Below are 25963 nucleotides of genomic sequence, written 5' to 3'. Positions count from 1 at the left end.
TGTCCAGTTTGCTTTAATCTATAAACTATATTTAATTGTTCTTTTCGAATGAATATAAGCAATCCATGCAAACAGTGCATAAACTAATGAATATACTGCCATAGCAATCAGTACAGGGGTAAAACTTGGTGTATCTAATAATACATTAAAGGCATGTGCTGCAAAATAAGCATGTCCTAAACCTACAATGAGTGGCAATCCAAAGTTAAATGCCACTTTCAATGCTAAACCTCTACACATATCTTGATGCGTATAACCTATCTTACGCAAAATTTGATAATTCCCTATTTCATCTTCTGTTTCATCCATTTGTTTAATGTAAATAATACATCCTGCTGCCACAAGAAAAGCAATCCCTAAAAAGCTACTTACAAATAAAAACATTCCTGCAAACTTCAACTGTTCTTTTTCTACTTCAGTACGTGATTCTGGATTCTGAGGATTATATTTCTTATTTAATGTTGTTGCATGTTGATACGCTTTACGATCTTTCAACTCAAAACCGACTTGTGTTGCATCACTATGTCCTTTTCCTTCCAATTTTGATGCCTCTAACTTTTCATAAGTATGCGTATCCACGACAGCTAAAGGTGTGCCTTGTAAAAAAACATTCGCAACATAGTTATCAGAATCAAGCGCTGTGACTTTGAGTGTTGCTTGATGTGAGCCCTTGCCCAGAGAAAGCATCATCCCCTTCTCTAAACCTGCAAAATTATTTGTCACTTCAAATACATTTACAAATTTCACCTCTCCTGGTTCCACATTCATACCCTCTATTTCTGTATCACGAACGATGGATACAGCAGTAAACTTCTTATTCAACTGTGTATCTTTCCCTTTAACCGGTACTGTTGTAAGGCGCTGCATATATTTATCGTAAGCAATACCTTGTGATTGAAGTGCCGACTCAAATTTTTTGGCATGTTGCTCGTTATAATAGGTATACTCATATGGCGTTGTGAAGTTAATATTTTTTTGTACACCTGCATACCCTAATGCTGCAAAAGACAAAACAGATATCGTAATAGCAGAAATAATTGCAATTGTTGTTAAAGAAAAAGCATTTCGCTTCATGCGATACATGATAGAAGCGGTAAATATAGCATCTGTAATCGATACATTGCCATTTTTCTTGAGTTTCAATGTTTTAAAAATCAATGATACAGAACTTTTAAAAAAGAAGTATGCGCCTAATACTGTTAAAAACAGTATAAATAGTGCATTTGCCATAATCATAGTGACTAATATTTCATTATCAAACATAATGGTTGAGAGATAATAACCTGTACCAATCATCAATAAACCCAACACACCTAAGATAGCTTCTCGTTTGGTAATATGTGGATCCTGCACTTCTGATTGTTTAGAATCATGCATTAATTGAACAATTGAACGCCGTCTAATAAACATATAACTTTGAAATATAATAAGCAAAAAAGCAAAAAATATTAAAATCAGTGTTACCTTCACTGCCTCTAGGTGCAATACAATTTCAGCATGTATTGGAATAGATAATATATTTATTAAAATCAATTGTAATAAACGTGAACCAAAAACACCGATAAATATACTAATCATTGTGGTAATGAAAAAAATAATCGTTTGTTCCAAAATAAACATGCGCAGTAAATCTTTACGTGATAATCCAATGAGTTGAAATAATGCAAAGCTTTTCGTACGTCTTTTAATGAACAAATGGTTAGCATACATTAAAAAGACTAAAATAATAATAAATAAAAACTTCTCTCCAATACTCGCGCCATGTGTAACAATCTCTCCTCCTTGGTCAACACCTTTTGTATATTTTAATGTAACAAAGCTAAAGTACATTGTAATGCTTAACATAAGTGCAAATAAATACATTGCATAATATTTTAAGTTTTGTATAAGGTTTTTAATAATAATATGATTAAATGTCATAAGTCACACCACCTAAAACACTTTGATTTTGAATAATCTCTTGATAAAAGTGTGAGGTTGTTTTATCACCTTGAAAAAGTTCAGTATGAATTTGACCGTCTTTTAACATAATCACACGGTTTGAATAGCTTGCTGCCACTGGGTCGTGTGTGACCATAATAATTGTCGTCTTCATGTCCCGATTAATCGCAGCTAATCGCTTTAGCAAATCTTGTGCACTTTTAGAATCAAGTGCGCCTGTCGGTTCGTCCGCAAAAATAATCGTCGGCTTACTAATCAATGCACGTGCTGCTGCCGTACGTTGTTGTTGTCCACCGGATATTTCACTCGGATATTTATGACTTAAATCTTGTATCCCTAATGCCGCTGTCACTTCTTCATAACGTGACGCTTTCTCTTCTTTACTTAATTGAGTAATTGATAGTGGCAACATAATATTTTCTTTTACCGTTAAAGTGTGCAGTACATTATAATCTTGAAAAATAAACCCTACTTCCTGTTTACGAAAATCAGAAAGTTTTGTGTTGCTCATCTTTGTAATATCTTGGCCGTTAATTTCAATGTGACCCTGTGTGACATAATCGATAGAGCTTAATATATTCAATAGTGTTGTTTTCCCAGAACCCGAAGGTCCCATAATAGATACAAACGCACCACGTGCCACTTCAAAATTAATATCTTTTAAGACTTCAAAAGATTGCTTATGATTCCCATAAACTTTTGTTACATTTTTAACATTTAAGATAGACATATCTCCTTACACTCCTTTAAGTTCAATGGATGATTGACTTCATCATACCTCCTTTTCTATTTATTTGCGTTTGAATCATATAACAAAACGCATGTCTTAAGTGACAATATTGTCACTTAGACATGCGTGCAATATGCTCATTCTGTTTAGCAAAATAAATGATGACAGTCGTTCCCTCATTCACCTTAGATTTCACTTTTAAATTTAAACCTAACGCTTCTTTCATAGCATCTACTAAATATAGGCCCATACCTGATGCTGTAGATTGTATCGGTTGTTGTGAACCCGTAAAACCACGTTGGAAAATACGGGGTAAATCATGTTGTGCAATACCACATCCTTCATCCTGTATGATTAACTGAACATGTTCTCCTATCTTCTGTCCCTTAACCCAAACTTCTCCAGATACCATATATTTCACAGCATTCGACAAAATTTGACGTAACACCATTTTGAGCCAACGCTTATCGGTATGAACGTATAAATCGTCTTTTAAATCAATTTGAAAGCCAATCCCCTTGCGCATACTTACATGTCGCATTTGATGAATTTCTTCAACAATTAATGAACGTAGCGCTACCGTTTCAAAATATAAATCATTGGCTTTATAATTTAAACGTGACAAGAAAAGTTGCTGATCCAACATATAGTCAATGCGTGACCATTCATACATCATTTGTTGACGACGTGAAAAATCATCTTCTTGTTCAATTAATAATTTCATTGCGGTAATAGGTGTTTTTATATCATGTACAAACTCTGTCAGTATTTGCTCATGCATATGTAACTGTTGTTTCTGTTCTTCTAAAGTTCGCTGTTGTATATCTAATTTGTTTTCCAAATAAGTCACCATTGTTTTTTCGAATGGTGTCTCTGCATACTCTTGATGATGTATTGCGCGTATAGGTGTGCCCTCTTCTAACTTTCGATAAAAGGAAGTTTCACGAAAAAAAGTGAGCATTAAAAAAACAACTATCATCAACCACTGGATACCTATTATATACAATGCACTATAAACAGCAATATCTTTATCGATATACGCAACACCATACAGTAGTATATCAAGTAAAATCAGTAGTACAATCCAACTGCGACGTTCATATAAAAAGTAGCACCACCATTTAAATGGATTCATGTGCTAAATAACCCTTTCCTACTTTTGTTTCAATCGCTTTATCCAAATGAATACTTTCCAGTTTTTTACGCAATCTATTGACATTAACCGTCAATGTATTATCACTCACAAATGCCTCATCATCCCACAACGTCGTCATCAGCTCTTCACGTGTTACAATTTGATTTTTCTTTTTTATAAGTACCTCTAAAATGAGCATTTCTGTTTTAGAAAGATTGATACAAGTATCATGCTGTACAAGACAATCTTTTGCTAAATCTAACGTATAGCCTTGCCAAACCAATGTTCTTTTCTCATCAAGGTTATATTGGTAAACACGTCTATACACGGCTTGCAGTTTAGCAACCAGCACAGGCATATGAAATGGCTTCTGAATATAATCATCTGCTCCTAATTCCATACTCATCACCTGATCCATTGGACTATCACGTGATGACAGGAAAATGATAGGAACATTAGAGCGTTGTCGAATTTCACGCGTCCAATAAAAGCCATCATATTTAGGCAATGTTACGTCCATTACAACTATTTGTGGCATACTTTGTTCATAAATCTCTATAACTTGTCCAAAATCAGTTACTGTTACGACTTCAAAGTCCCATCGATTCAAAGCTTCTTTAATTTGTAGGCATAATGTTTGATCATCTTCCACTAACAATATTTTCATTACTTTTCACCTTCTATAACGCATACCTCGATATACTATGTCTATGATATGCCACCTCGTTGAAATTGTTATCAATCTAATAATAACTAAAAAAGGAGGATCGTTCTTATACAGAATATTATAACTCTGCATAAAACAATCCTCACACTATTATAACTCATTATATGGATTTAAATGAATCTCTGTATGTACGGTATCACCATTTATTCTATCCGTACTTCTGGTTTGACTTGTATGTCTGCTTAAAAAGCTTAAAATACGTTTAATATTCTCTTTTGACTCCGGTTTGTCTAAATGAAATTGATATTGATGTCTCAAATGGTGTGATCCATTATAAAATTGAGTATCAACAGCAACATCTTCATCACGTAAAGCCTTGGCAAATACTTTGTTTTGACTTGCAAATGGATCTGCATCACCCACAGACAGATAAGTTGATGGATAATGAGGTGTCAGTTGATCAATCGTAGACATTTCTGCAATGTTTTTAAAGTTTTTCTCCCAATCTGCTACACCTGTATAACTCTTCATAAATAAATCGATACGTGGAAACTCAGTTGCACGAACCGTTTTCATATCGTAAAAACCACCTAAAAATATAGCACCTTTAATTTGCTCTGGTAAAAATTGCTGTGGAAAGTTCATCTGCTGTCTCAATTGTGTATTGGTTTGTATCGCTGCAAACTGACTATTAATTTGAGCACCTGCAGAGTCTCCTCCAATGACCACCTGATCTAAATCAACAGGTAAATGTTGCTCATTTGTTTTAATAAACTGAACAGCATTTCTCATCTGAATAAGCGGTGTAGGATATTGATATGCTGGTGCCAAAGCGTAGTTCACATTAACCACAACATAACCGTGCTCTGCAATTTGTGCCAGTAGCGGGTTCTTATATTGCTTATCACCCGCTATAAAGCCACCTCCATGTGCCCAGAAAATAACAGGAAGTTTATCATCCGCATTGACACGTGTAGGCATTAAAATATCCAATTGACTGTTAGGTAAGCTCTCCATATAAGTAATGTTTGTAAATACAGATACATTTTTATTTTGAATTGTCACTTCGTTTTTCTCTTGCCTTTTTTCATGATGTTCGAAAAAATAGCCGGTAACAAGACCGGCTATCACAAGTAAAATAATCGAAGCAATCACAATCCATCTCTTTCTGTGATTTGTCATATCGATCTTCCCTTTCGGGGAAATTTTAACATATTTTAATGATTAAGCAATGAATTTCTTATCTTGTGACTTTCTATAAGCATACTTCACAATCACACCGCCAACAATAATAAGACCGATTGCTCCCATAATTGGGTATACATACTGAATTAAAACTTCAAAACCAGCAAAGCTTAAACCATAAGCAAGTGGTACGATAATAGAAATCATCACATAATACTTTTTAGAATACGGTGTTGTAAAACGTGCAGCAAATGAATAAGACAAACCTAAAATTGTATTATACATAACCGCTAACATAACAATTGATAATACAAAAGTTAAAATAGGTGAAATGTTATTGGCTAACACGAGTGTTGGAATAGCTGAGTCTTGAATACTTGGATATTCAGATTGCAATGCAAAGTTAATTAATGCAAGCAATACTAGGTATACAATACCACCCATGAGTCCACCCATACCGGAAACAAGACGCTTAGACGCATCTCCACCGATAGCTACAAGTGTACTGAAGCCGACTGCAAAGGCAAGACCACCATAGTTAAAACCTTTCCAAATTCCCATTAACAAGCTTGGTTCTTCTACAACACTATTAATTTGACCAAATGAAATAGATCCTTTAAACAAATAAGTCGCCGCTATAATAACAACTAACACAATAAGAACCGGTGTAATCACACCAAGCGCCCCTACAATTTTGTTAAAATCCATTAACAGTGTTAGGTATACAAGTGCACACATAATTAATGCACCTAACCATACCGGGATGTTAAAACTCTCATAAAATGTTGAACCTGCACCTGCAATCATTGTAATTGTAACTGCAAACAGCGATAAAATAAGTACATAGTCAATAATTAAACCAAATTTTTTACCAAATAAATATTCAAGTGTAGATTCATGGTTATCTGCATCAAAGGCTGTACCAATTTTAGCAACTTGGCGCCCAATAAATGTTAAGATAAGCCCTGAAATAATTACACCGATATACGAATAAATACCATACTTACTAAAGAATTGTAGTACTTCTTGACCAGTAGAAAATCCTGCTCCTACAACAACTCCTACGTAAGCGAAAGCAATTTTGATTGCTTCTCCATATTTTTGCATCTGTTTTGACCTCCTCAATTTGCAAAACACGTTAAACATTAAACCATAATATACGATTGATTTCAAATTTCTTCAGGCTATTCAATATGCTATACCCTTTGCGACACTAAGGATAAACAAAATAATGATTCTTTTTAGGGACTGTAATCATACGCCAAATTGAATATCAATACATATAAAAGACTTTATTTTGTATAAAAATTCACTCGATCCTTTAATTTCAAACGATACTCTTTTTATTTTCAAAAAAACAGCAAAATATAAAAGGATTAATACACCATATAAATGAAAATACACTCAAAATTTATAATACCGCCTTTACATTTTGTTATGATCGTGACTTTATTGTATAAAAAACGTTGACGAAAAAGATCATATGATCCTCTTTCGCCAACGTTTATCATTCCTATTTTAAGTTTTCTTTAGAAGCATTAGTTAATGTACATGCTATCCCAATACCGATCACGATAAGTGCAATTGCAAATAAATAGGCTGCATGCATCCCTGACGTCATTGCTTGGTCTTGTATCTCTTGTGTCACCGTATGATGCTTTGCCATTTCACTATTTTGAACCCCTGTTAGAATACCTACAAATACTGAAATACCTGCTGAACCAGCAAGAGGTTGAAGAATATTAAAAATTGCTGTACCGTGTGGATATTTTTCTTTTGGCAATGCATTAAGCCCATTTGTACTTGCAGGCATCATAATTGCTGCAACTGCCACCATCAATAACATATATGCAACGATAAAATGCCATACTGGTACACCTGGATGTATCGTTGTATAAAAAATCATTACACTTAACAATACAATAAGTCCCGGTAAAATCATTTTACGTGGTCCTATGCGATCAAACAAACCTCCCATGAATGGTGATAAAAAGCCATTAAGCAATGCACCTGGTAATAAAATCAAACCTGCTACTTTAGCTGAAAAACCCATAGGCCCTTGCAAATACATTGGCATTACAATTTCTGAAGCAAATAAACTCATCACAACAATAATAAAAACAAACATACCTCTGCGAAAATTTCGGATTGAAAGTACACGAAAATCTAAAATAGGCGTTTCCAAGGTCAACTGGCGACGCACAAATGCAATGATGCAGACCATACCTACAATAAAGGGAATTAAAATTTGTGCTGTAAGTAGTCCACCTTCAACTGAACTAACTGTTGAGATACTATAAATCACACCCGTAATTCCTATTGTTGAAAGGAATATTGATCTTATATCAATATTTGGACGTGTAACTTCTCCAACATTTCTCAGAAAACGTGCAGCGAAAATAAAAGTAAATATCATGAAGGGAATGACACTAAAAAACAACCAACGCCATCCCAAGTAGTCTACAATCACACCAGATAATGTGGGACCTATTGCTGGTGCAAACATGATAATTAAACCGAAAAAGCCCATAACACGTCCCCGTACTGAAACATCAAACATCAATAACATTGCGTTCATAATAAGCGGAATCATCAAGCCTGTACCTACTGCTTGAATCATACGCCCAGCTAATAGCATTGGAAAGTTGACTGCTAAACCGGAGATAAGTGTTCCCAAAGTAAATACAGCAACAATCATTAAAAATAAACGACGTGTCGTAAACCATTGAATAATAAGGGCTGATAAGGGGGAAACAATAGCTGTTACCATCATAAACCCGCTTGCCATCCACTGTACTGTTGTACGAGAAATATCAAAATAATTCATTAATTCTTGTAATGCTATATTTAATAAAGTTTCATTTAAAATCATAAAAAAGGCACCTATTAAAAAAACGGTCATAATAATTTTAGTATGTTGTTGCGCCATGACTGATTGCTCCTTTTTCTTAAAATAAAGTAACTTTGACATTATACATGGTACAAATAGCAAAGAAAAGTATTCGACTCAAGGTAATCGCTTACTTTTATAAAAAGTAAAGTTATGGATGAATCAAAGTAATGGCAAACGTATATGATCAAAAAATATCCTTCTTATCTCTATTCTTAAAAATAAAAAATAGTAGCTCACTGAGATATTTGAATCCATACGTCATACAAAATATCTCGGTTAACTACTAAGTATTGAATGATAACTCTATTTATTTAGCATCCTTATAAGTATTCAGTTGATCAAAGTCTACAACAACTTGATCCATGCGTTTCGCTGTTTCTTTCAGAACATTGCGTGCTACTTTGTTGTTCGGATCAAGTTTTAAAATCTGTTTCGATGTATTAAAAGCCTGCTTATCTGAAATTACAGGTTCGGGAATTGCATGTAATAATAACATTTGCAATAGACTTTTCACTTCTTGTCCCTTCGTGAGTTCAATAGATGCCTTAGCATGGTAATATGCCGCATCTAAAGCACCTGCTACATCACTCAAGGGATAGACGAGTAACAAAAAGGCAAGGTCATGAATTTCAGATGTTTCCTCTTCTTTAATCATATCTAACAAACACGTATAATACATTACGCTCTCTTGTTCATGTGCACTTGATATAAAAGCCTCTTCAAACTCTAGGAAGTCCGTTGCAGCCATTAAATTTTTCACTGATTCAAATTCACCGTTTAAGACATGGTTTTTAATTAAATCTTTCATGGCGCTCCTCCTACACATATACCATCAATTTTAATATTTCTAGTGTATCATAATATAGTCATACATGCTCGACTGTAAAAGAAAAAACGATACTTTTAATCAATTTTCATATCCAAACCCAGTATAACATGCCGACCCACTTTTGTACTCCGCCTTTGGATTGAATATTACTCAAACCGAACGTGTACGATACATTAAATATAAAAAGTACGGTGCACCAATAATAGCTACAACAATCCCCGCCGGTACCCCCGTAGGTTGAAGTACAATTTTTCCAATAGTATCAGATATGACCAATAAGAAAGCACCTGTAATCAATGCAATCGGTAAAAAGAGCTGATGGCGTGGCCCTACTATTGATTTTGCAATATGTGGTCCCATCAATCCGATAAAACCGATTGACCCTGCGACTGATACTGCTGCCGAAGATAAAAGTACAGCAACCAATACCAGTATAAAACGTTCTTTATTCAAAGATATGCCGAGACTTACTGAAGTCAAATCGTTTGTATGTAAAATATTAAGTGTCTCTGCTTTATAGAAAAGATAGGGTACAAGCAGCAATAACCAAGGTAAGAATGCCCATACAAATGGCCAACTGTCTCCCCATATATTACCAGCAAACCATGTGGCAATAAATTCAGACTGATCACGGTCGAACGTAGCTAGTAAAGTTAATGCGCCTCCTGACAATGCAGCTGATAATCCCACACCAACGAGTACCATACTTGCAGGAGACAGTCCTTTTGTTCCACTATAACTGAATAGAAAAATAAAAAGTGCTGTTACGAGTCCACCTATCATGCTGACAAGAGGTAAAATATACACAAAGTGATCCGCACTAATATGACCGACTGCAATGAATAAAGCGATGGCAAAGCCACTTCCAGCATTAATGCCCAGAATTCCGGGTTCAGCTAATGGATTTTTAGTAACACTTTGCAAAATCGCACCACTCATACTTAATGCAATACCAGCCATCAACGTAATTGCAACACGTGGCATACGAAAGTCCATGAGTATCAATGTATCTGCATAAGTCCCTTTACCTAATAGTGTTTGTACGATTTGATGATATGTCATAGGATATTCACCCGTTGTCATACTCCAAATCATAGCCATGAATAGCATGATTACGGTAATGCACAAAACGATACGTTGCTTCAATATATGTTGTGGATGAATCATATCGTATGCCCTCCTTTACGAATTAAATATAGAAAGTAAGGCACTCCGATAAATGAAATAATCGCACTCATTGGCGCCTCACCTAATAAGCGTGCAATTAAATCAGCAGCCAGTACTAACGTTCCTCCTAATACGGCTGTCATTGGTAAAACTTTGACATAATCTGTACCGACTAAAAAGCGTACAATATGAGGGACAATCAATCCAACAAATGCAATTTGTCCAACCATTGCAACCGAAATTCCTGCTAACAACATCGTTAACAGTACACTCACTAAACGGATATACTTAATATTTTGACCTAGCCCCGCTGCTAATGCTTCTCCTAAGCTCAATATTGTAAGCTGTCTACTCATTGATATTAAGATTAAAAGTGCCATGCCAATAATAGGTGTAGCTATCCATACTTGTTGCCAGTTTGTTCCGGATACACCACCTGCACTCCAAAAATTAATCGACTGATTAAGACGAAAAATAAGTGCAACACCTTGGCTTAATGCTGTTAGTAAAGCACTAACAGCCGCTCCTGCTAGTATCAATCGCATCGGGTTAAAACCATCACGTCTAGACGATCCAATAATAAGTACGAGCACGCCTCCTAAAACAGCTCCAGCAAAACTTGAAAAGATAAGAACAAGAAACGAAGCATTGGGATAAAAAGCAAATGTAACAGCCAATGCAAATGCCGCACCTGCATTCAATCCAATTAGACTAGGGTCTGCTAAACTATTTTTTGTGACGCCTTGTATAACCGCGCCTGCAGTAGCTAGTGCAACACCTACTAATAATGCGCCGATATTACGAGGGATACGAATCTCAGAAATAACATTGTGTGACTGATTTGTAGGATTATAATGCAAAATCGCCTCAACAATCGTTGTCACATGAACACGTGCATCCCCTAAAATAATAGATAGAACAAATACAACACACAAAATAACAATTGATAATACAAGTTGTAATGTAAAGGGTATATGACCGATTGATTTTCTTTTCATTATCATTTTCCTCTATTACTTTTCATTATACTTTTTCATAGTGTTTACATAATAAATTATAAGTGACAAGCATAGGTTTTCCTGTTCGTGGGTCTGTACTCAGCTCGGCATCAATATTAAAAACCTCTTCTAATATTTGATTTGTCAATACTTCTTGTGTTTCACCTTGCTTAATAATTTCACCTTGTTTCATCGCGATTAAATGGTCTGAAAAACGTATTGCTTGGTTAATATCATGTAACACCATAATAATTGTCGTACCATGTTCTTCATTTAATTGTTGAACAAGCTCTAAAATTTCAAGTTGATGGGAGATATCCAAATATGTTGTCGGTTCATCTAAAAAGATAATATCCGTCTTTTGTGCCAATGCCATAGCAATCCATACGCGTTGTCTTTGTCCACCACTCAAGTCGTTTACCGCACGATGTTTAAAGTCAATCGTACCTGTGACACGCATAGCCCAGTCAATCTCTTCTTTATCTTTTTCACTCAGTCTGCCAAAACCTTTTTGATGTGGAAAACGCCCATAAGATACCAACTCACCTGCTGTTAAACCATCTGCAACATCAGGTGATTGGGGTAAGATAGCAATCTTTTTAGCCACTTCTTTTGTCGGTTGCGACTGTATGTTTTTACCATCCAAATAGATTTCACCACTTTTAGCATTTAATAATCGTGATAAAGCCTTTAAAAGTGTTGACTTGCCACAACCATTAGGACCAATAATAGAAGTGATTTGACCATCTGGTATAGCAACATCTAAATTATTCACAATGACACGATCACCGTAACCAATCGTTACTTCTTTCCCCGTTAATCTGCTCATTGTCATCCCTCTTTCTATATATCTTCTTCATTTATATTATAAACTCACCATACAATTGAGAATCATTATCATACTTGGCGTATTATACCATTTTTCACATGATATTACTAACACCATACATGACTATTTTCCTTAGACACAAAAAGGAGCGAGACAGAAAGCGCATTGTTGTAAAAAGCTTTCGTAGTCCCACTCCATTCAAATAAGGTTAGAAGCCAAAAGAGTATACACACGATTTCATTTTAGGCAGCTACCTGTATTTACTTACAGATTTAGAATCGTTTTTATTGTAACTTCAGACCCAGCAATACAGTATTTGTAAGCGGTCACTATCAATGTTATCACTCTAACTTTTGCGTGATTAATCTTCAACCCAAAAGCCATTACCATAAACGTCTCGAACATCATGAACAACAACAAACGCATCTGCATCAATTTTACGAATCATACGTTTTGTACGTGATAACTGTGTCTTACTAATCACTGCATATAAAATATCGGTTTCTCTCTTAGAAAAATAACCGCGACCATTTAAGATCGTTATGCCTCGTCCAATATCTTCATCGATCATTTTTGCAATACGATCTGGTGATTTTGAAATAATAGTAACAGCCTTTTTAGGATTCAGCCCTTCAATCACAAAATCCATAACTTTTGTACCAATATATAGACTGATTACCGTAACAAGCGCACGATCCAAAGGAATCACTGTTAACGAAATCAACACGACAATTAAATCAAAAAACAGTAGCGCATATGGCGTGCTAACGTCCAAGTACTTATTTGCAATACGTGCAAGAATAGTTGTACCAGCCGTTGTCCCTCCCGCCAGAACAATGACACCAATACCTAAACCAACAGATAATCCACCAAAAACAGCATTAATCATGACATTATCTGTCTGTACTTGCCAAGTTTCTGTTAAACCTAAAAATATAGAAATCAACACTGTGGCTACTATTGTCAGATACATGCTACGCTTACTTAGAAACTTGTATCCGACTGCAATCAACACAGCATTAACGACAAAGTTAGTAATGGCTGGTGAAATATGAAATGCATAATAAAGAATGATTGCTAATCCTGTCACGCCACCTTCACCTAAGTCTCCTGCAATAATAAAGGCATTAACACCCGCCGCAAAGATAAATGAACCAATAAGGACTAATATCAAATCTCTTGTTGTCCGTTTCACCCAATCACACCCTTTAATAGAAATAATACTATCATAAGCCATACTATCACAAAATTGTCACATCGCGTAACCTCTCAAGCACTCATCTTGCACGATATATCTTATTTTAAAATTTTCTGATTTTTTAGTTTACTTTCTATCTTTTACTCTGTATAATAAAAATTACCTTATTGATTGTTTATTCAACAATAGGCCATCTCCTTTGTGTTGTTTATAGTGAGAAGGGTTTTGCTCATTGGTAGGTATTTGCTCGAGTACCTACCTCAATTATTCATTTCCCGTGAAAAGAGTAAGATAGAAGTTTAGCCATTGATGTCTAAAACTTTATATCTTACTCTTTTCTTTTATAAAAATAAATAGGAGTAGGGGTCGAATCTTTAATCATTCATAAAGCTTCGACCCCTACTCCTATTATGGTTTATCTCATGCATGAGATTTTTATCAATGACTTACCAAGCAAATAAACCAACAAAACCTGCTGTAAGTAATGACACTAAAATACCTGCTAACAGCATCATCGGAACATATTTAGAAATAAAATCTGATGTCTTTTCTTGAACAATTCCTTTTAATGTCCCAATAATCATCCCAATTGTTGAGAAGTTTGCAAAAGAAATTAAAAATGTTGAAATCACTGCACGACGATGTGGATTATAGTCATTCACCTCTCCTGCAATTTCACCCATTACTACAAACTCATTTGTCACAATCTTTTTCGCCATCTGTTGCGCAACAGGCCATACCTCTTCTAGTGGCAAACCTAGTAGTAAAGCAAATGGCCACATAAATACACCTAAGATTTGATCCAATCCAAAACTACCTTTAAGGTGTATAATCGATGCTAAGCCACCTGTAATAAGGTGAATAAGACGGTCTGCTAATTCAGCTAACGCAACAAAGCTGATAACGAAAGCAATAATGATTAAAACTAATTTCCCTGCATTTAATACCGAATCACCCAAAAATGAGAAAAACGGCTGACGCGCCTCATTTGAACGCAGCTCATAAATGACGTCATCATCTGCATCTATCTTCACAGGATTTAAAATAGATGACACAATCATTGCATTTACGATGTTCAGCGGAATTGCTGTTAATACTAATTCTCCTGGAATCATTGTGACATATGCACCTACAATGGCGCCTGATACCGAACTCATAGACATCATCGCAATAGTTAACACACGTGCATCATTCATGCGTTTTAATTGTTCGCTTGACACAGCAAGTGCCTCTGTATTCCCTAAAAACATCATCTCAATACCAAAAAATGCTTCAAATTTAGGTTGACGTGTAATTTTAGCCAACACCCATCCAATAGCACGAATAAACTTTGGCAAAATACCTAAATACATCAAAATATCAAATAGTGGTACAACTAATAAAATCGGGAATAATGCAGCTACTGCCATATCCATGGATTCATTCGTAGTAAAACTTTCAAATGCAAAACCGATACCTTTAAATGCTGCATCGATGACCCAAGCTATACCTGCTGCTGCTTTTTCAACAACCCATGTACCAGCTGGAAAATACACAAAAAACCAAGCTAAAATTAAATTCAATACAACTAAAACGCCAATAGAACCCCACTGGATATTTTTGCGATCACGAGAGAAAAGAACAGCGACACCTAAAAACACCAATAATCCTATGATATTAATTAATAAAAACATAGACCCTACCTCTAACCTTTCCAAATAATTTGATATTAATCAACGTCATTATACCATGTAGGATAGCGGACAGAAATCTTAATTCATTAAAAACTTATAACGTATAAAATATATTTTATAATCCAAAATAACATTATACATTCAGTCATTGAAGACGCGTTATTCTTAGATACATACTGCTAAAATACAGCCAAACAACATTTTTATAGAAAATATGTTGTTCTCCACTTATTTTTTCGATAATTTTACACATTTACACTCAAATAACTATTGCACCTAAGTAGAAATCATCGTATTCTATAATTGAAAATGATTATCATTAATGTTAAGAAGTGGGTGGAAGTATGATTCATGCAGCAAATGCAGAAGTCGGTACACAATACCGAATTAAGTCTCTAAGCACAACGAACCTTCATTTACAACGTCGCCTACGCGCACTCGGATGTCATGAAGGAACAACAATCTCAGTTCATCAAAAGGGATTGTTTAAAGGACCTTGTACACTTAATATTAACGGACAACACATTTGTATTAGAAACTGTGATGCCTGCGACATATGCTTGGAGTACAGCTATGAATAGTACATATTGTATTCTTGGAAACCCCAATGTTGGCAAAACTTCTTTATTCAATGCACTCACTGGTTCATATGAATATGTAGGCAATTGGAGCGGTGTGACCGTTGAAAAGAAAATCGGACAGCTCAAACAAAAATCAGGTCAACTCGTAGATCTTCCTGGTATTTACGACCTTGTTCCTATTTCAAGGGATGAAACCGTTGTTACAGATTATTTACTCAATGGTAGTTTTGACGGTATGGTCAATATTATCGATGCAGCACAGATTGAACGTAACTTTAACTTAACCGTACAACTTATGGAGTTTGGTGCGCCTTTGTTAATCGGTCTCAATATGGTTGATGTGGCAAGTAAACGGGGAATTCGTATCGATCATGAATCACTCATGAAAAAACTACACATCCCTATTATACCCGTCATCGCTCGAACAGGAAAAGGAAGTAGTGAAGTCTTAAAAGCTTTAAGCGATCACCACACTTCAACAAGAAGACCTCTTAAAATTGATTACGGACCAACAGTAGAAACGACTATTGAGGCAATCATTCAACAATTACCAAAGCACTTATCATTAGAAACAAAACATTATCGTTTTTTAGCAATTCAATATTTGCTCAATAACCCTACCGTAAAAACTTACTTGGGTGACATGCTTTGTAAACAACTCGACATGGTTATTCATGCATCAAACGCATCGGCAAGTTTAGATATTGCCCACCATATTCAACAATGCCGTCAAGCATACATACATCAATTATTACAACAGACCGTTACTTACCCTAATCAAAAAACACATTATCTTACAGAACGCATTGATAAGCTATTAACACATAAAATTTTAGGTATTCCTATTTTTCTAGGGATTATGTGGTTTATTTTTCAAACCACTTTCACATGGATAGGTACACCATTATCAGATAAATTAGATGCTTTTTTCGGGGGTGCTTTAACTGACTTCGTTAAGCAGCTTATGACTTCAGTCGGAATCTATCCTACAATTCAAGACCTTGTGACAGATGGGATTATTGCTGGTGTCGGTGGTGTACTCGTGTTTGTCCCGCAAATTTTAGTGCTATTTTTCTTCATTTCACTTTTAGAGGACTCTGGATATATGGCACGTATTGCCGTTATTATGGATAGAATTATGGAGAGCTTTGGATTAAATGGCAAATCCTTCATCCCGATGATTATCGGATTCGGCTGTAACGTACCCGGAATTATGGCAGCTCGTAGTATAGAAGAAGAAAAAGAACGCTTAACAACTATTTTAATTGCACCTTTTATGTCTTGTTCAGCACGTCTACCTGTGTACGCCCTTTTTGTTGGTATCTTTTTTGCGCAACATCAGGCATTGATCGTATTAAGTTTATATGTGCTAGGTATTGTCGTTGCACTTATCGTAAGCTGGATTTTATCCAAAACGGTTCTCAAAAAAGACACTTCTATTTTTGTAGTAGAACTCCCACCTTATCGCTTACCATCTCTTAAAACATTATGGCGCAGTACGTGGGAAAAAGGGAAAGGGTTTGTCAAAAAAGCAGGCACCTTTATTTTTGCAGGCTCTGTTATTATTTGGCTACTCAATTATGCCGGGCCGGGTGGATTTGATGTTCCAATAGATGAAAGCTTCTTACATTTAATCGGCGCAGCACTCGCACCTTTATTTATTCCACTCGGATTCAGCTCTTGGCAAGCTACTGCAACATTGATTCCTGGCTTTCTCGCTAAAGAAGTTGTAGTCAGTGCGATGGCTATCATCTATGCAGTAAATGATGATGCTCTTGTTTCAATGGTATCTACTCATTTTACAGCATTATCTGCTTACTCATTTATGGTCTTTATTCTATTATATATTCCATGTTTAGCGACTGTTGCTGCAATACGCAAAGAAACGACTTCGTGGAAATGGACTGCATTTGCAGTAGCCTATCCATTGGTGACTGCATACATCTTGTCCCTAGCTGTATACCAAATTGGTTCACTTTTTGTTTAAGGAGGTTATAAGCATGACTCTACTCATCAATTTGTTACTTATCATATGTATCGCAAGTTACTCCCTCTTTGTTCTGACACGTTATATCAAGCGTTCAAAGCAAGGAAAGTGCAGTGCATGCGAAATCAGCAAAAAATGTAATTCAGAACAACTTCCTAAACATCTTCAATAAAAATAGCCTCACTATTGTCAAACTTATGAACAATAGTGAGGCTATTTTTTGATTATAAAGATTGTTGTTGCGTTAGGCTCTGTGTTTCAACAAACTTCTGATATTTAGCATGTGTGTGCATGAGTGTCTCGTGCTTTCCACAACCTGTTACTTGCCCCTGATCTAAAAAGATAATTTGTCCTGCTTTTTTTATAGTCGACAACCGATGTGCAATTACAATTGTTGTTCGATTGATCATTAACGTATCTAATGCCTCTTGTATTTTACGCTCACTTTCACTATCCAAGTTAGCTGTTGCTTCATCGAGTAGCAAAATATCTGGATTTTTCACGAAGCTACGTGCAATATCTATACGCTGACGTTGCCCGCCTGACAGCTTCAACCCACGCTCTCCTACTACTGTGTCGTATCCTTGTTCAAATGACATAATAAAGTCATGGCAGTGTGCTAAACGTGCATAATGTGTCAATTCTTCATCTGACACGTCACGATGAATACCATACAAAATATTATCGCGAATTGTTCCATTCATCATTGCGTTACTTTGCATCACATAGCCTATTTTACGTCTCCAGTCAGTCAGTGATAGTTCATAAATCGACTGACCATTATAAGTAATCGTTCCAGCTGCTACATCATACATTCGCTCAATCAAACTAAATATTGTACTTTTTCCAGATCCCGATGGACCAACAAAAGCTGTAACTTCTCCTGGTTTTATATTGAATGACACATCTTGCAAAACTGGTTGTGCCTCATAAGCAAAATCAACATGCTTAAATGTTAAATCACCTGTTGTAATATAAGCAGATTGACGTGGGACTTCAATGATCTCCAATGGCTCATGTAATATTTCATCAATACGACTGCTTGCTCCTACTGCTTTTTTATAATCAGTAATCAATGTTGATAAGTTAATCAGTGGCATAGATAGATTTAATACATAAAAGATCATCGCTACTAAAGTTCCAGCTGAAATCGCTCCAGATGCAATTCGCAGTCCACCGAATCCTAAAATAATACCAATTGTCGCCAACATAATAATACCGGTAATAGGTTGTATAATCGCAGCAATTTTAGCTTGTTTTAGTCCTAGACGATAAATTTCAGTCAAGTTTTTATGTGCATTTTCAAGCTCTAACTTTTCAGTATTTGCAACTTTAACTAAACGCATTTCTGTTAACACACGTCCTAATAAGCCACTAAAGTTTGCAATCTCTGTCTGTGTATTTTTAGAGATTTTTTGCATAATCTTTCCCAACGGAATCATTACCGCTACAAATAAAGGAATCGTAATAAACGTCATGAGTGTCATTTGCCAATCTAAAATAAACAGCATAATCAATGAACCTGTTAGTGTAATAAGAGATGGAAACAAATTGGGGAGCTTTTGAGAGATAAAATCATTAATAACCTTGGTATCATCTGTTAAACGACTCATCAATTGACCACTTTCATTCTTGTCAAAAAACGGCATTTTCAAATGAATAATGTGTCGCCATAATACCGAACGAATAGCATAAATCATCTTCTCTCCAATTTTATTCAGTAAATAATAACCGATCCCACTCAAAATAGCATTCAGTAAAAAAACTACAATAAGTGCCCCGATAAACCAAGGGTTAATGGAAGATAACGTAAATTTGTCAACCATCTTGCCAGTGAACAATGGTACAAGCAAACCACTTAAACTTCCTAATGATGAAATAATAATAGCGATAACAATTAAACCCACCGGCCAAGATATTTTCTTGAGTAAATAAAACAAGGGGTTACCTGAATTCATAAAATCCATCCTCATCATATATTTTGTATAAAAAAGACGCACCGCACTCTAACATCACTATGCGGTCAGTCTAACTCTCCTGTACTTTTATTCCTCTCAATGAAAGTCCAAAATACTCACCAAATATTTCGAATGATTTATCTTCTAAACATATTGTGATAAAATTATAACGTTATTTTTCATTTGATAATGATGTAAAGTAAGGGAGTAAGGTATGAAAAAGTTAATATGTACAATAATTACTGTATTTTTCGCTATGTCTATTATAACACCATATGCCAGAGCGTACACCCAGACACCTGTTGACTTAGCACAACAATATGGCTATTCAGTGGATGATCGCTATCAACCTGAAGGCCTTATTAATATCAGTCATACCGGTCAAATATTGTATGAATTCCAAGGTGAAACAACATGGAATCCTGCTTCCATGACAAAATTAATGACAATGTATTTAACATTAAAAGCTGTGAAAGAGGATAAGCTGTCCTTAAAAGATACAGTAAAGATTACATCTGATCATTACCGTATGTCTACTTTACCGGATCTAAGTAATACTAAACTTTATCCTGGTGAAACTTATACTATTGCAGAGTTATTACAAATTACTGTCTCTGCTTCAAGCAATGCAGCTTCACTGATTTTAGCAAATAAAGTTTCAGAGAATACCTCTGATTTTGTGGACAAAATGAATGCTACGGCTAAAGATCTGGGGATGAATGATACACACTTTGTAAACCCTACTGGTGCAGAAAATGAACTATTACTAGAGTATGCACCTTCTCGTTATAAAGAAACGTCCTCTTCTGTTAGCTCTGCACGCGATTACGCTATTTTATCGCAACACGTCATTGCTGATACGCCAGAGATTTTGAAGTTCACTAAACAAGTTGCTCCTACTCAACATGGCGTTACATATTACACCTATAATCATTTGTTAGAAGGTGCTGATATGAGCCAGGAAGGTACAGACGGATTAAAAACAGGTTCAAGTGATAAAGCTGATTACAATAGTACCGTTACCACTAAACGAGGTGACTTTCGAATTTATAGTGTGATTATGGGTGCTGGAGATTATGTCAGCTTAGGGGGCGAAAAACAACGTGATATGATGAATGCTAGTGTTATCAATTATGTATTTGATCATTATACTTATCGCAAAGTCATGTCTAAAGGCTACCAAACAATTAATGGCACACAGTATTATGTTAAAAAGGACCTTTACGATGTTATTCCTAAAAATAAAAAGTCATCATATCAATATGTTGTCGAAAATGGAAAGCTCCATATTGAATATGACCGCACCTTTATTTCAAAAGCCTATGGCCCTCCAACAGTTAATGTAGAGCGTCCTTTCCTTCATGGCTCTAAATCCATTGTTAAATCAAGTTGGGACGACCATCCAATACTTACAACAATCGGTTTATTTTTCTTAGTTGCTTTCTTTAGTATTATTATTTACTATATCTTATTACGTTTTCGTAAACATTAAACAAAAACCAAGTCGATTCTATTCAGGTATAACTGTTGAATCGACTTGGTTTTTGTATTGTTTAAATTTATTACTATCTAACTAACACAGCAACACAACTCATTGAAAAATTTCTAATATACCATTTATATTAAAAATCATCGCTACGGCGTTCAATATAATAACATACAATATTAGTAATATTCTTTAAAATATCATTAATTATTTTATTTTTTATAATAAAAATGAAAAATAGGTAGATTTCAAAAAAGTAATTATAGTATCATGAATTTGTAGATATATATGATATTATAATAATCGTTTTGCATTTTTTAAATACATTATATTTGTTATTTGTAAATATATTAATATCAACAGGGAGCTAGAGTAAAAATGAAAATAAATATTTTAGGGTTCAACATTTTTGCTAAAGGCGGTACATCAAGAAGTAATATTAATTTAATTAAATCCTTCCTTGATGATGGTCATGAAGTAAATTACTTTAATAAAAGAGATTTCGATTCTAAAGACATTATAAAATTAACTATCCATGAGGGGCTATATTCAAAAGTTTTCAATATTTATTCCAGCGAGAATTTTTCTAAGCTATCAAATGGTGATATTTTAATTATCACAAGAGAAGATCTATTTATATATTCTCAAGTTGTTAAGAAGATGAACAGAAATATCCGTGTAGTTGGTGAAATTCATGGTCCCCTAGAGTATATCAATGACGACATAGATTTATCTTTAGATAGTATTGATAGTATTAGAGTTAGTACAGAGTCAATTAAAAACGAGTTTAAAACAAAGTATCATTTCGATTCTGTTTTTAACCATTATGTAAACGCACAGCATATTCATATTCATCATAAACCTTCTAATACAAAAAGAAATCTCCTAATTAAAGCTAGATTCGAAGATGGAATCAAAGATATTTCATATGCTATTAAATTAATAAATTATATCAAGAATAACACAAACAGAAATGATATACAGCTTTATATTAAAGGTTATGGTCCATCCGAAACGCTATATAAAAACCTAGTGAAATACTATAACCTTTCAGATAACGTCCATATAAATACAAAAGAACCTATCAATTATATATATATTTCCACATCACCATATGAAACACTTGGTTATTCAATTTTAGAATCTTTAGCTAAAGGGAATCAGGCTCTTGTCTATCGAGGCGATGATAATGTCTTAGAAGAAATTTACCAACAGTATAATGGCATAAAATTTTTAAGCAAAGATTTTGAAGAAGACACTCAAAAAGTTCTTAGTACTTTAGACTCAAAATATACTAGAGAAGAACGAGAGTTAGATATTAAAAACTTAAAATTAGACTTTGTTAATAATAACTACGCTTCTACTTATTTAGATAAATTATCTACTTCTTTAAAAGACATAAAAAAATCAAAAGGAAATAAGTATAAGCTCAAAAAAGAACACGTAACCGAGCTTCACAAATTGAATCAACGTAAAAAATTATATAATAAATTAAAAAACAAAAAGTTCTTTAAAAAAATACTTAATAACAATACGATATTAACAAAATTCCATCAATTCTATAATTATAAAAAGCACAAAATCGAGTTAAAATCACTTGATGATATTGTAGTAAAAAACAATAGAGTCTTTGTTGAATCTTTTCATGGAAATAATTTTAGTGGGGATCCCAAGTATCTCGCTTTAAAAATAAAAGAACGCTTTAAAGATATGAAAGTATTCGTCAGCTCTTCTAATTCTTTAGTTGATATAGAAATTCGTAACTATGGTTTTACTCCTGTTCGATTTGGTTCAGAGGCATATAAAAAAGTATTCAGATCATGTAAATATGTCGTAATAAATGGGAATTCATGGGATAAAGTTTTCAAAGGAAAGCAGCAAATATTTATTCAAACATGGCATGGTTTTCCACTCAAAAAAATGGTAAGTGACCTTAACGATGAAAAAGAGAGAAATCAACAATTATCTCAATTTTTACCACGTATGATGAAATGGGATTATCTTTTAACATCTTCAAATATTCAGACAATGCTACTTAAATCTGCATTTCAACTTGAAGAAAATCATAAACTCAAAATACTTGAATCTGGAGCCCCTAAAAATGAATATTTAATTAATAATAATACTCAAGAAGAAAGGCGTAGAATTCAAAGTAAATATTTATTCAAATATAATCCACAAGCTAAATACATCCTTTATTGTCCTACTTGGAGAAAAGGAAAAAGGACTAGCCTTACAAATCTCAATTTAATTAAATTGTTAGACCACTTACCAGAAAATTATGAGATAATTGTTAAACTTCATCCAAATGAATCGCGATTACGTATAAAATATAGTAAGTTAGATCCAAGAATTCATTGTTTTTATAATGAACTTGTAGATATTCAAGAGCTATATATATTAAGTGAAGCAATGATTACAGATTATTCTTCTACTATCTTTGATTATGCTCATCTAAATAAGCCTATCTTTTTATTACAGGAAGACACAACAAAGTATCAGCAAGAAATTGGATTTTACTTTGATTTAGAAGAAATAGGGAGTTTTCCAGTAGCATCAGATGATGAAGCTCAACTTGCAAAACAGTTAAATACGGTTAAATATATAAATTATGAACCACTTATTCGTACACTTCTTAACAAAGATACTTCTCGTTCATCAGAGATGATTTTAGATACTATTTTTCAAATGGAATAACCAATATCATTACATTTGTGACTCAAAGCAACTTAAGATACGGACATTTTCACCTGTCTATCTCTCGTCGTAGATAAATCATTAAAAGTCCTCGTTTTATTTTTATTATAATTTTATATGCGAAGAAACTCTAAGCGTACAATCTTGATGGGTTGTGCGCTTTTTCAGTACTACTTTTTTCTTAATCGCTCATTTTCCTGCAGACATAAATACTTTAATTTGAGTTTAGACACTTAAATTATAGAGACATATGTGATTTTGTATACCAAAAAAGGTGAGACAGCATATGCCATCCCACCACAAAAAGTGAAGAACTAAATAATTCTATCCAACCAATTCATTATTTTGACCACAAACTATAATTGTATTAGGGCTCTTTTCTTATTTAGCGTCATTGCCATAGAGTTCTTTTTTAATTTGTGTTGTAGAAATACCTTCTGTTCTTTTTAAATAAACAACTTCACATTTATCTTTTAAGAAATCAAACTCGCCTTCCCAATCATGCCCCATAACGAATGTATCAATCTCATACTTTTCTACATCTCGTTCTTTTTGGTTCCAATCATGTTCAGGAATAACAAGATCTACGTAGCGAATAGATTCTAACATCATTTTACGCTTTTCATAATCATAATAAGACTTTTTATTTTTAATGTGATTGAACTCATCACTTGACAATGCAACAACTAAATAGTCGCCCATCTCTCGTGCTCGGCGTAATAATTCGATATGACCGTAGTGTAAAAGATCGTACGTTCCATAAGTAATAACTCGTTTCATATTTATGTCTCCTTCATTATGCCTTTTCTACATCACTCACCAAAAGTATAGCATATGCCTCTCTTATGCTACAACCTTCGTTATCAGCTTTTAGACGCGTACGAGCTTTTCAACATAATTGACAATTTGATTTAAACTCTCTTTTGTATTAAAAGTATGCCAATCTTTGAACAATGGCACCAGCTTTTTCTGAGCAATACGTTGGTGCAGCTCTCTTTCATTGTACACCTTGTAATCTGCTGGAATATCATGGTAGTAATAATGATTTAAGCCACGTACACGTTCATAATTTTGTTCATCATATACATAGAACAAGGCAGGTGTCTCGAGCAAACTTGCTTCAATCGCTAACGAACTATAATCTGTAATAACAACATCAGCAATAATTAACAAATCACGTGTACTCAGCCCCATCCCTCTTTCAACATGATTAACGGTAGGGTGATACTTACTAATTAAGGTATAACCTGGCAATGCTTGTTCAAATGCAACTTTATCAATAGTACGATTGTCTTCACCCTCTTCACGATAAGTCGGAAGATATACGGCAACCTTACCTTCAATGCCTAATCGCATCTTAATTTTCTGTCTATGCTCATCTCTATTTAATGTCCAGTAGCTCGTCAGCCTTGGTATACCAAAGCCAATCAATTGATCATCTTGTGCATCAAAAGCTTGCTGAAAACACTGTGCCATCTTCTCACTACCGACCAAATATTTATCCGTTGCCTTGTAAACTGCTCGGTATTGTGCCACTGTCTTCTTTTGTGTTAAGTCCACTGCATGATCTTGTAGACCAAACTTTTTTAATGCACCTGCCGCATGCCATGTCTGAATAATCGTTTGACCTTCTCGTTTTTGAAAAGAACCTAATAGCAAATAATAGTTATCAATAAAAATCACTTTGGCTGTTGTTAGTGCATAAAGTTGTCGATAGAGACGATATTGATGAAGGGGTTCATATGAAATATTGGCGTGACTTTTTAATAGCGAAAAATGCTGCTTGTCTGTAAAAACAGTCACTCTAAATCCACGTTCTGCCAACTTGTATATCACAGGCAACAAGTCTTCTTTAAAAGTCATTAAAACCACAATATGATTCTTTACAATAGATTGTTTCTTAAAAAACAATTGTATGACCGTCACCATAGTCAAATAAATTTTTTTAATTAAAAAACGTATCATTCACATCATCCCTTCTTAACGTTATGACTCACTTTTATTTTCCG

General features: G+C 34.5%; 20 protein-coding genes. 4 read left to right on the top strand and 16 right to left on the bottom strand.

What is annotated here, in order from left to right; translation table 11 throughout:
- Positions 1–18 precede the first annotated feature (18 nt).
- The 13 genes from FGL66_RS01400 to FGL66_RS01340 all read right to left on the bottom strand — a co-directional run bounded on the left by FGL66_RS01400 (position 19) and on the right by FGL66_RS01340 (position 15245).
- Positions 19–1920: an FtsX-like permease family protein gene (locus tag FGL66_RS01400; RefSeq protein ID WP_180809841.1), complete on the bottom strand. Its 1902-nt coding sequence runs from the start codon at positions 1918–1920 to the stop codon at positions 19–21.
- Positions 1910–2671: an ABC transporter ATP-binding protein gene (locus tag FGL66_RS01395; RefSeq protein ID WP_180809840.1), complete on the bottom strand. Its 762-nt coding sequence runs from the start codon at positions 2669–2671 to the stop codon at positions 1910–1912. The genes FGL66_RS01400 and FGL66_RS01395 overlap by 11 nt, the downstream gene beginning before the upstream one ends.
- 112 nt (positions 2672–2783) lie before the next feature.
- The gene (locus FGL66_RS01390; RefSeq protein WP_180809839.1) at positions 2784–3806 is read right to left on the bottom strand and encodes a sensor histidine kinase; all 1023 of its coding nucleotides are present in this window, start codon (positions 3804–3806) and stop codon (positions 2784–2786) included.
- Positions 3793–4473, bottom strand: a complete 681-nt coding sequence (locus FGL66_RS01385; protein ID WP_180809838.1) for a response regulator transcription factor — start codon at positions 4471–4473, stop codon at positions 3793–3795. Before FGL66_RS01385 ends, FGL66_RS01390 begins: the two co-directional genes overlap by 14 nt.
- A gap of 150 nt (positions 4474–4623) precedes the next feature.
- On the bottom strand, positions 4624–5655 hold the full coding sequence (locus FGL66_RS01380; protein WP_180809837.1) for an alpha/beta hydrolase: 1032 nt from the start codon (positions 5653–5655) through the stop codon (positions 4624–4626).
- A gap of 42 nt (positions 5656–5697) precedes the next feature.
- Complete coding sequence (locus FGL66_RS01375) at positions 5698–6765, bottom strand: YkvI family membrane protein (RefSeq protein ID WP_180809836.1); 1068 nt, start codon at positions 6763–6765, stop codon at positions 5698–5700.
- Positions 6766–7171: 406 nt separating this feature from the next.
- Positions 7172–8587 carry an MDR family MFS transporter gene (locus FGL66_RS01370; protein ID WP_258007292.1) on the bottom strand — a complete coding sequence of 472 codons (1416 nt, stop codon included), beginning with the start codon at positions 8585–8587 and terminating at the stop codon, positions 7172–7174.
- A gap of 271 nt (positions 8588–8858) precedes the next feature.
- Positions 8859–9359: a hypothetical protein gene (locus FGL66_RS01365; protein ID WP_180809834.1), complete on the bottom strand. Its 501-nt coding sequence runs from the start codon at positions 9357–9359 to the stop codon at positions 8859–8861.
- A gap of 171 nt (positions 9360–9530) precedes the next feature.
- Entirely contained in the window at positions 9531–10547 is a 1017-nt protein-coding gene (locus FGL66_RS01360; protein WP_180809833.1) for a FecCD family ABC transporter permease, read from the bottom strand.
- Positions 10544–11545, bottom strand: coding sequence for a FecCD family ABC transporter permease (locus tag FGL66_RS01355; protein ID WP_374757667.1), 1002 nt, complete (start codon positions 11543–11545; stop codon positions 10544–10546). The genes FGL66_RS01360 and FGL66_RS01355 overlap by 4 nt, the downstream gene beginning before the upstream one ends.
- A 25-nt stretch (positions 11546–11570) precedes the next feature.
- Positions 11571–12374, bottom strand: coding sequence for an ABC transporter ATP-binding protein (locus FGL66_RS01350; RefSeq protein WP_180809831.1), 804 nt, complete (start codon positions 12372–12374; stop codon positions 11571–11573).
- A gap of 361 nt (positions 12375–12735) precedes the next feature.
- Positions 12736–13611 (bottom strand): YitT family protein, encoded by an 876-nt coding sequence (locus tag FGL66_RS01345; protein WP_374757666.1) that lies wholly within the window; start codon positions 13609–13611, stop codon positions 12736–12738.
- A 407-nt stretch (positions 13612–14018) separates the two neighbouring features.
- The gene (locus tag FGL66_RS01340) at positions 14019–15245 is read right to left on the bottom strand and encodes a NupC/NupG family nucleoside CNT transporter (RefSeq protein ID WP_180809829.1); all 1227 of its coding nucleotides are present in this window, start codon (positions 15243–15245) and stop codon (positions 14019–14021) included.
- Positions 15246–15589: 344 nt separating this feature from the next.
- On the opposite strand from FGL66_RS01340, the gene FGL66_RS01335 reads away from it, so the two are divergent.
- Both FGL66_RS01335 and feoB read left to right on the top strand, forming a co-directional pair.
- Positions 15590–15826 (top strand): FeoA family protein, encoded by a 237-nt coding sequence (locus tag FGL66_RS01335; RefSeq protein WP_180809828.1) that lies wholly within the window; start codon positions 15590–15592, stop codon positions 15824–15826.
- Positions 15819–17813, top strand: a complete 1995-nt coding sequence (feoB, locus tag FGL66_RS01330) for a ferrous iron transport protein B (protein ID WP_180809827.1) — start codon at positions 15819–15821, stop codon at positions 17811–17813. The genes FGL66_RS01335 and feoB overlap by 8 nt, the downstream gene beginning before the upstream one ends.
- Before the next feature lie 224 nt (positions 17814–18037).
- Here the strand turns inward: feoB and FGL66_RS01325 are convergent, their stop codons facing one another.
- A complete protein-coding gene (locus FGL66_RS01325) occupies positions 18038–19771 on the bottom strand; it encodes an ABC transporter ATP-binding protein (protein ID WP_180809826.1) in 1734 nt (577 codons plus the stop codon).
- Positions 19772–19985: 214 nt separating this feature from the next.
- Between FGL66_RS01325 and pbp4 the strand changes: the two genes are divergently transcribed.
- Both pbp4 and FGL66_RS01315 read left to right on the top strand, forming a co-directional pair.
- Complete coding sequence (pbp4, locus tag FGL66_RS01320; protein WP_180809825.1) at positions 19986–21263, top strand: penicillin-binding protein PBP4; 1278 nt, start codon at positions 19986–19988, stop codon at positions 21261–21263.
- A 372-nt stretch (positions 21264–21635) separates the two neighbouring features.
- Complete coding sequence (locus tag FGL66_RS01315) at positions 21636–23954, top strand: CDP-glycerol glycerophosphotransferase family protein (protein WP_180809824.1); 2319 nt, start codon at positions 21636–21638, stop codon at positions 23952–23954.
- Between the two features lie 381 nt (positions 23955–24335).
- Here FGL66_RS01315 and tagD read toward each other — a convergent pair whose 3' ends face one another.
- Together tagD and tarB are read right to left on the bottom strand one after the other, a co-directional pair.
- On the bottom strand, positions 24336–24734 hold the full coding sequence (gene tagD, locus FGL66_RS01310; protein WP_180809823.1) for a glycerol-3-phosphate cytidylyltransferase: 399 nt from the start codon (positions 24732–24734) through the stop codon (positions 24336–24338).
- Between the two features lie 90 nt (positions 24735–24824).
- Positions 24825–25919 carry a teichoic acid glycerol-phosphate primase TarB gene (tarB, locus tag FGL66_RS01305; RefSeq protein ID WP_180809822.1) on the bottom strand — a complete coding sequence of 365 codons (1095 nt, stop codon included), beginning with the start codon at positions 25917–25919 and terminating at the stop codon, positions 24825–24827.
- Positions 25920–25963: the final 44 nt, after the last annotated feature.

It is taken from the genome of Staphylococcus sp. 17KM0847, from assembly GCF_013463155.1.
GTDB lineage: Bacteria > Bacillota > Bacilli > Staphylococcales > Staphylococcaceae > Staphylococcus.
Note: the sequence above shows the minus strand (reverse complement) of the source record. Positions and strands in the feature narration are given on the sequence as shown.

What these genes read in the sequence shown, in the direction of transcription:
- FGL66_RS01400 (WP_180809841.1), bottom strand. Translation starts at nt 1,920, where the DNA reads ATGACATTTAATCATATTATTATTAAAAACCTTATACAAAACTTAAAA.
- FGL66_RS01395 (WP_180809840.1), bottom strand. Translation starts at nt 2,671, where the DNA reads ATGTCTATCTTAAATGTTAAAAATGTAACAAAAGTTTATGGGAATCAT.
- FGL66_RS01390 (WP_180809839.1), bottom strand. Translation starts at nt 3,806, where the DNA reads ATGAATCCATTTAAATGGTGGTGCTACTTTTTATATGAACGTCGCAGT.
- FGL66_RS01385 (WP_180809838.1), bottom strand. Translation starts at nt 4,473, where the DNA reads ATGAAAATATTGTTAGTGGAAGATGATCAAACATTATGCCTACAAATT.
- FGL66_RS01380 (WP_180809837.1), bottom strand. Translation starts at nt 5,655, where the DNA reads ATGACAAATCACAGAAAGAGATGGATTGTGATTGCTTCGATTATTTTA.
- FGL66_RS01375 (WP_180809836.1), bottom strand. Translation starts at nt 6,765, where the DNA reads ATGCAAAAATATGGAGAAGCAATCAAAATTGCTTTCGCTTACGTAGGA.
- FGL66_RS01370 (WP_258007292.1), bottom strand. Translation starts at nt 8,587, where the DNA reads ATGGCGCAACAACATACTAAAATTATTATGACCGTTTTTTTAATAGGT.
- FGL66_RS01365 (WP_180809834.1), bottom strand. Translation starts at nt 9,359, where the DNA reads ATGAAAGATTTAATTAAAAACCATGTCTTAAACGGTGAATTTGAATCA.
- FGL66_RS01360 (WP_180809833.1), bottom strand. Translation starts at nt 10,547, where the DNA reads ATGATTCATCCACAACATATATTGAAGCAACGTATCGTTTTGTGCATT.
- FGL66_RS01355 (WP_374757667.1), bottom strand. Translation starts at nt 11,545, where the DNA reads ATGAAAAGAAAATCAATCGGTCATATACCCTTTACATTACAACTTGTA.
- FGL66_RS01350 (WP_180809831.1), bottom strand. Translation starts at nt 12,374, where the DNA reads ATGAGCAGATTAACGGGGAAAGAAGTAACGATTGGTTACGGTGATCGT.
- FGL66_RS01345 (WP_374757666.1), bottom strand. Translation starts at nt 13,611, where the DNA reads ATGGCTTATGATAGTATTATTTCTATTAAAGGGTGTGATTGGGTGAAA.
- FGL66_RS01340 (WP_180809829.1), bottom strand. Translation starts at nt 15,245, where the DNA reads ATGTTTTTATTAATTAATATCATAGGATTATTGGTGTTTTTAGGTGTC.
- FGL66_RS01335 (WP_180809828.1), top strand. Translation starts at nt 15,590, where the DNA reads ATGATTCATGCAGCAAATGCAGAAGTCGGTACACAATACCGAATTAAG.
- feoB (WP_180809827.1), top strand. Translation starts at nt 15,819, where the DNA reads ATGAATAGTACATATTGTATTCTTGGAAACCCCAATGTTGGCAAAACT.
- FGL66_RS01325 (WP_180809826.1), bottom strand. Translation starts at nt 19,771, where the DNA reads ATGAATTCAGGTAACCCCTTGTTTTATTTACTCAAGAAAATATCTTGG.
- pbp4 (WP_180809825.1), top strand. Translation starts at nt 19,986, where the DNA reads ATGAAAAAGTTAATATGTACAATAATTACTGTATTTTTCGCTATGTCT.
- FGL66_RS01315 (WP_180809824.1), top strand. Translation starts at nt 21,636, where the DNA reads ATGAAAATAAATATTTTAGGGTTCAACATTTTTGCTAAAGGCGGTACA.
- tagD (WP_180809823.1), bottom strand. Translation starts at nt 24,734, where the DNA reads ATGAAACGAGTTATTACTTATGGAACGTACGATCTTTTACACTACGGT.
- tarB (WP_180809822.1), bottom strand. Translation starts at nt 25,919, where the DNA reads ATGATACGTTTTTTAATTAAAAAAATTTATTTGACTATGGTGACGGTC.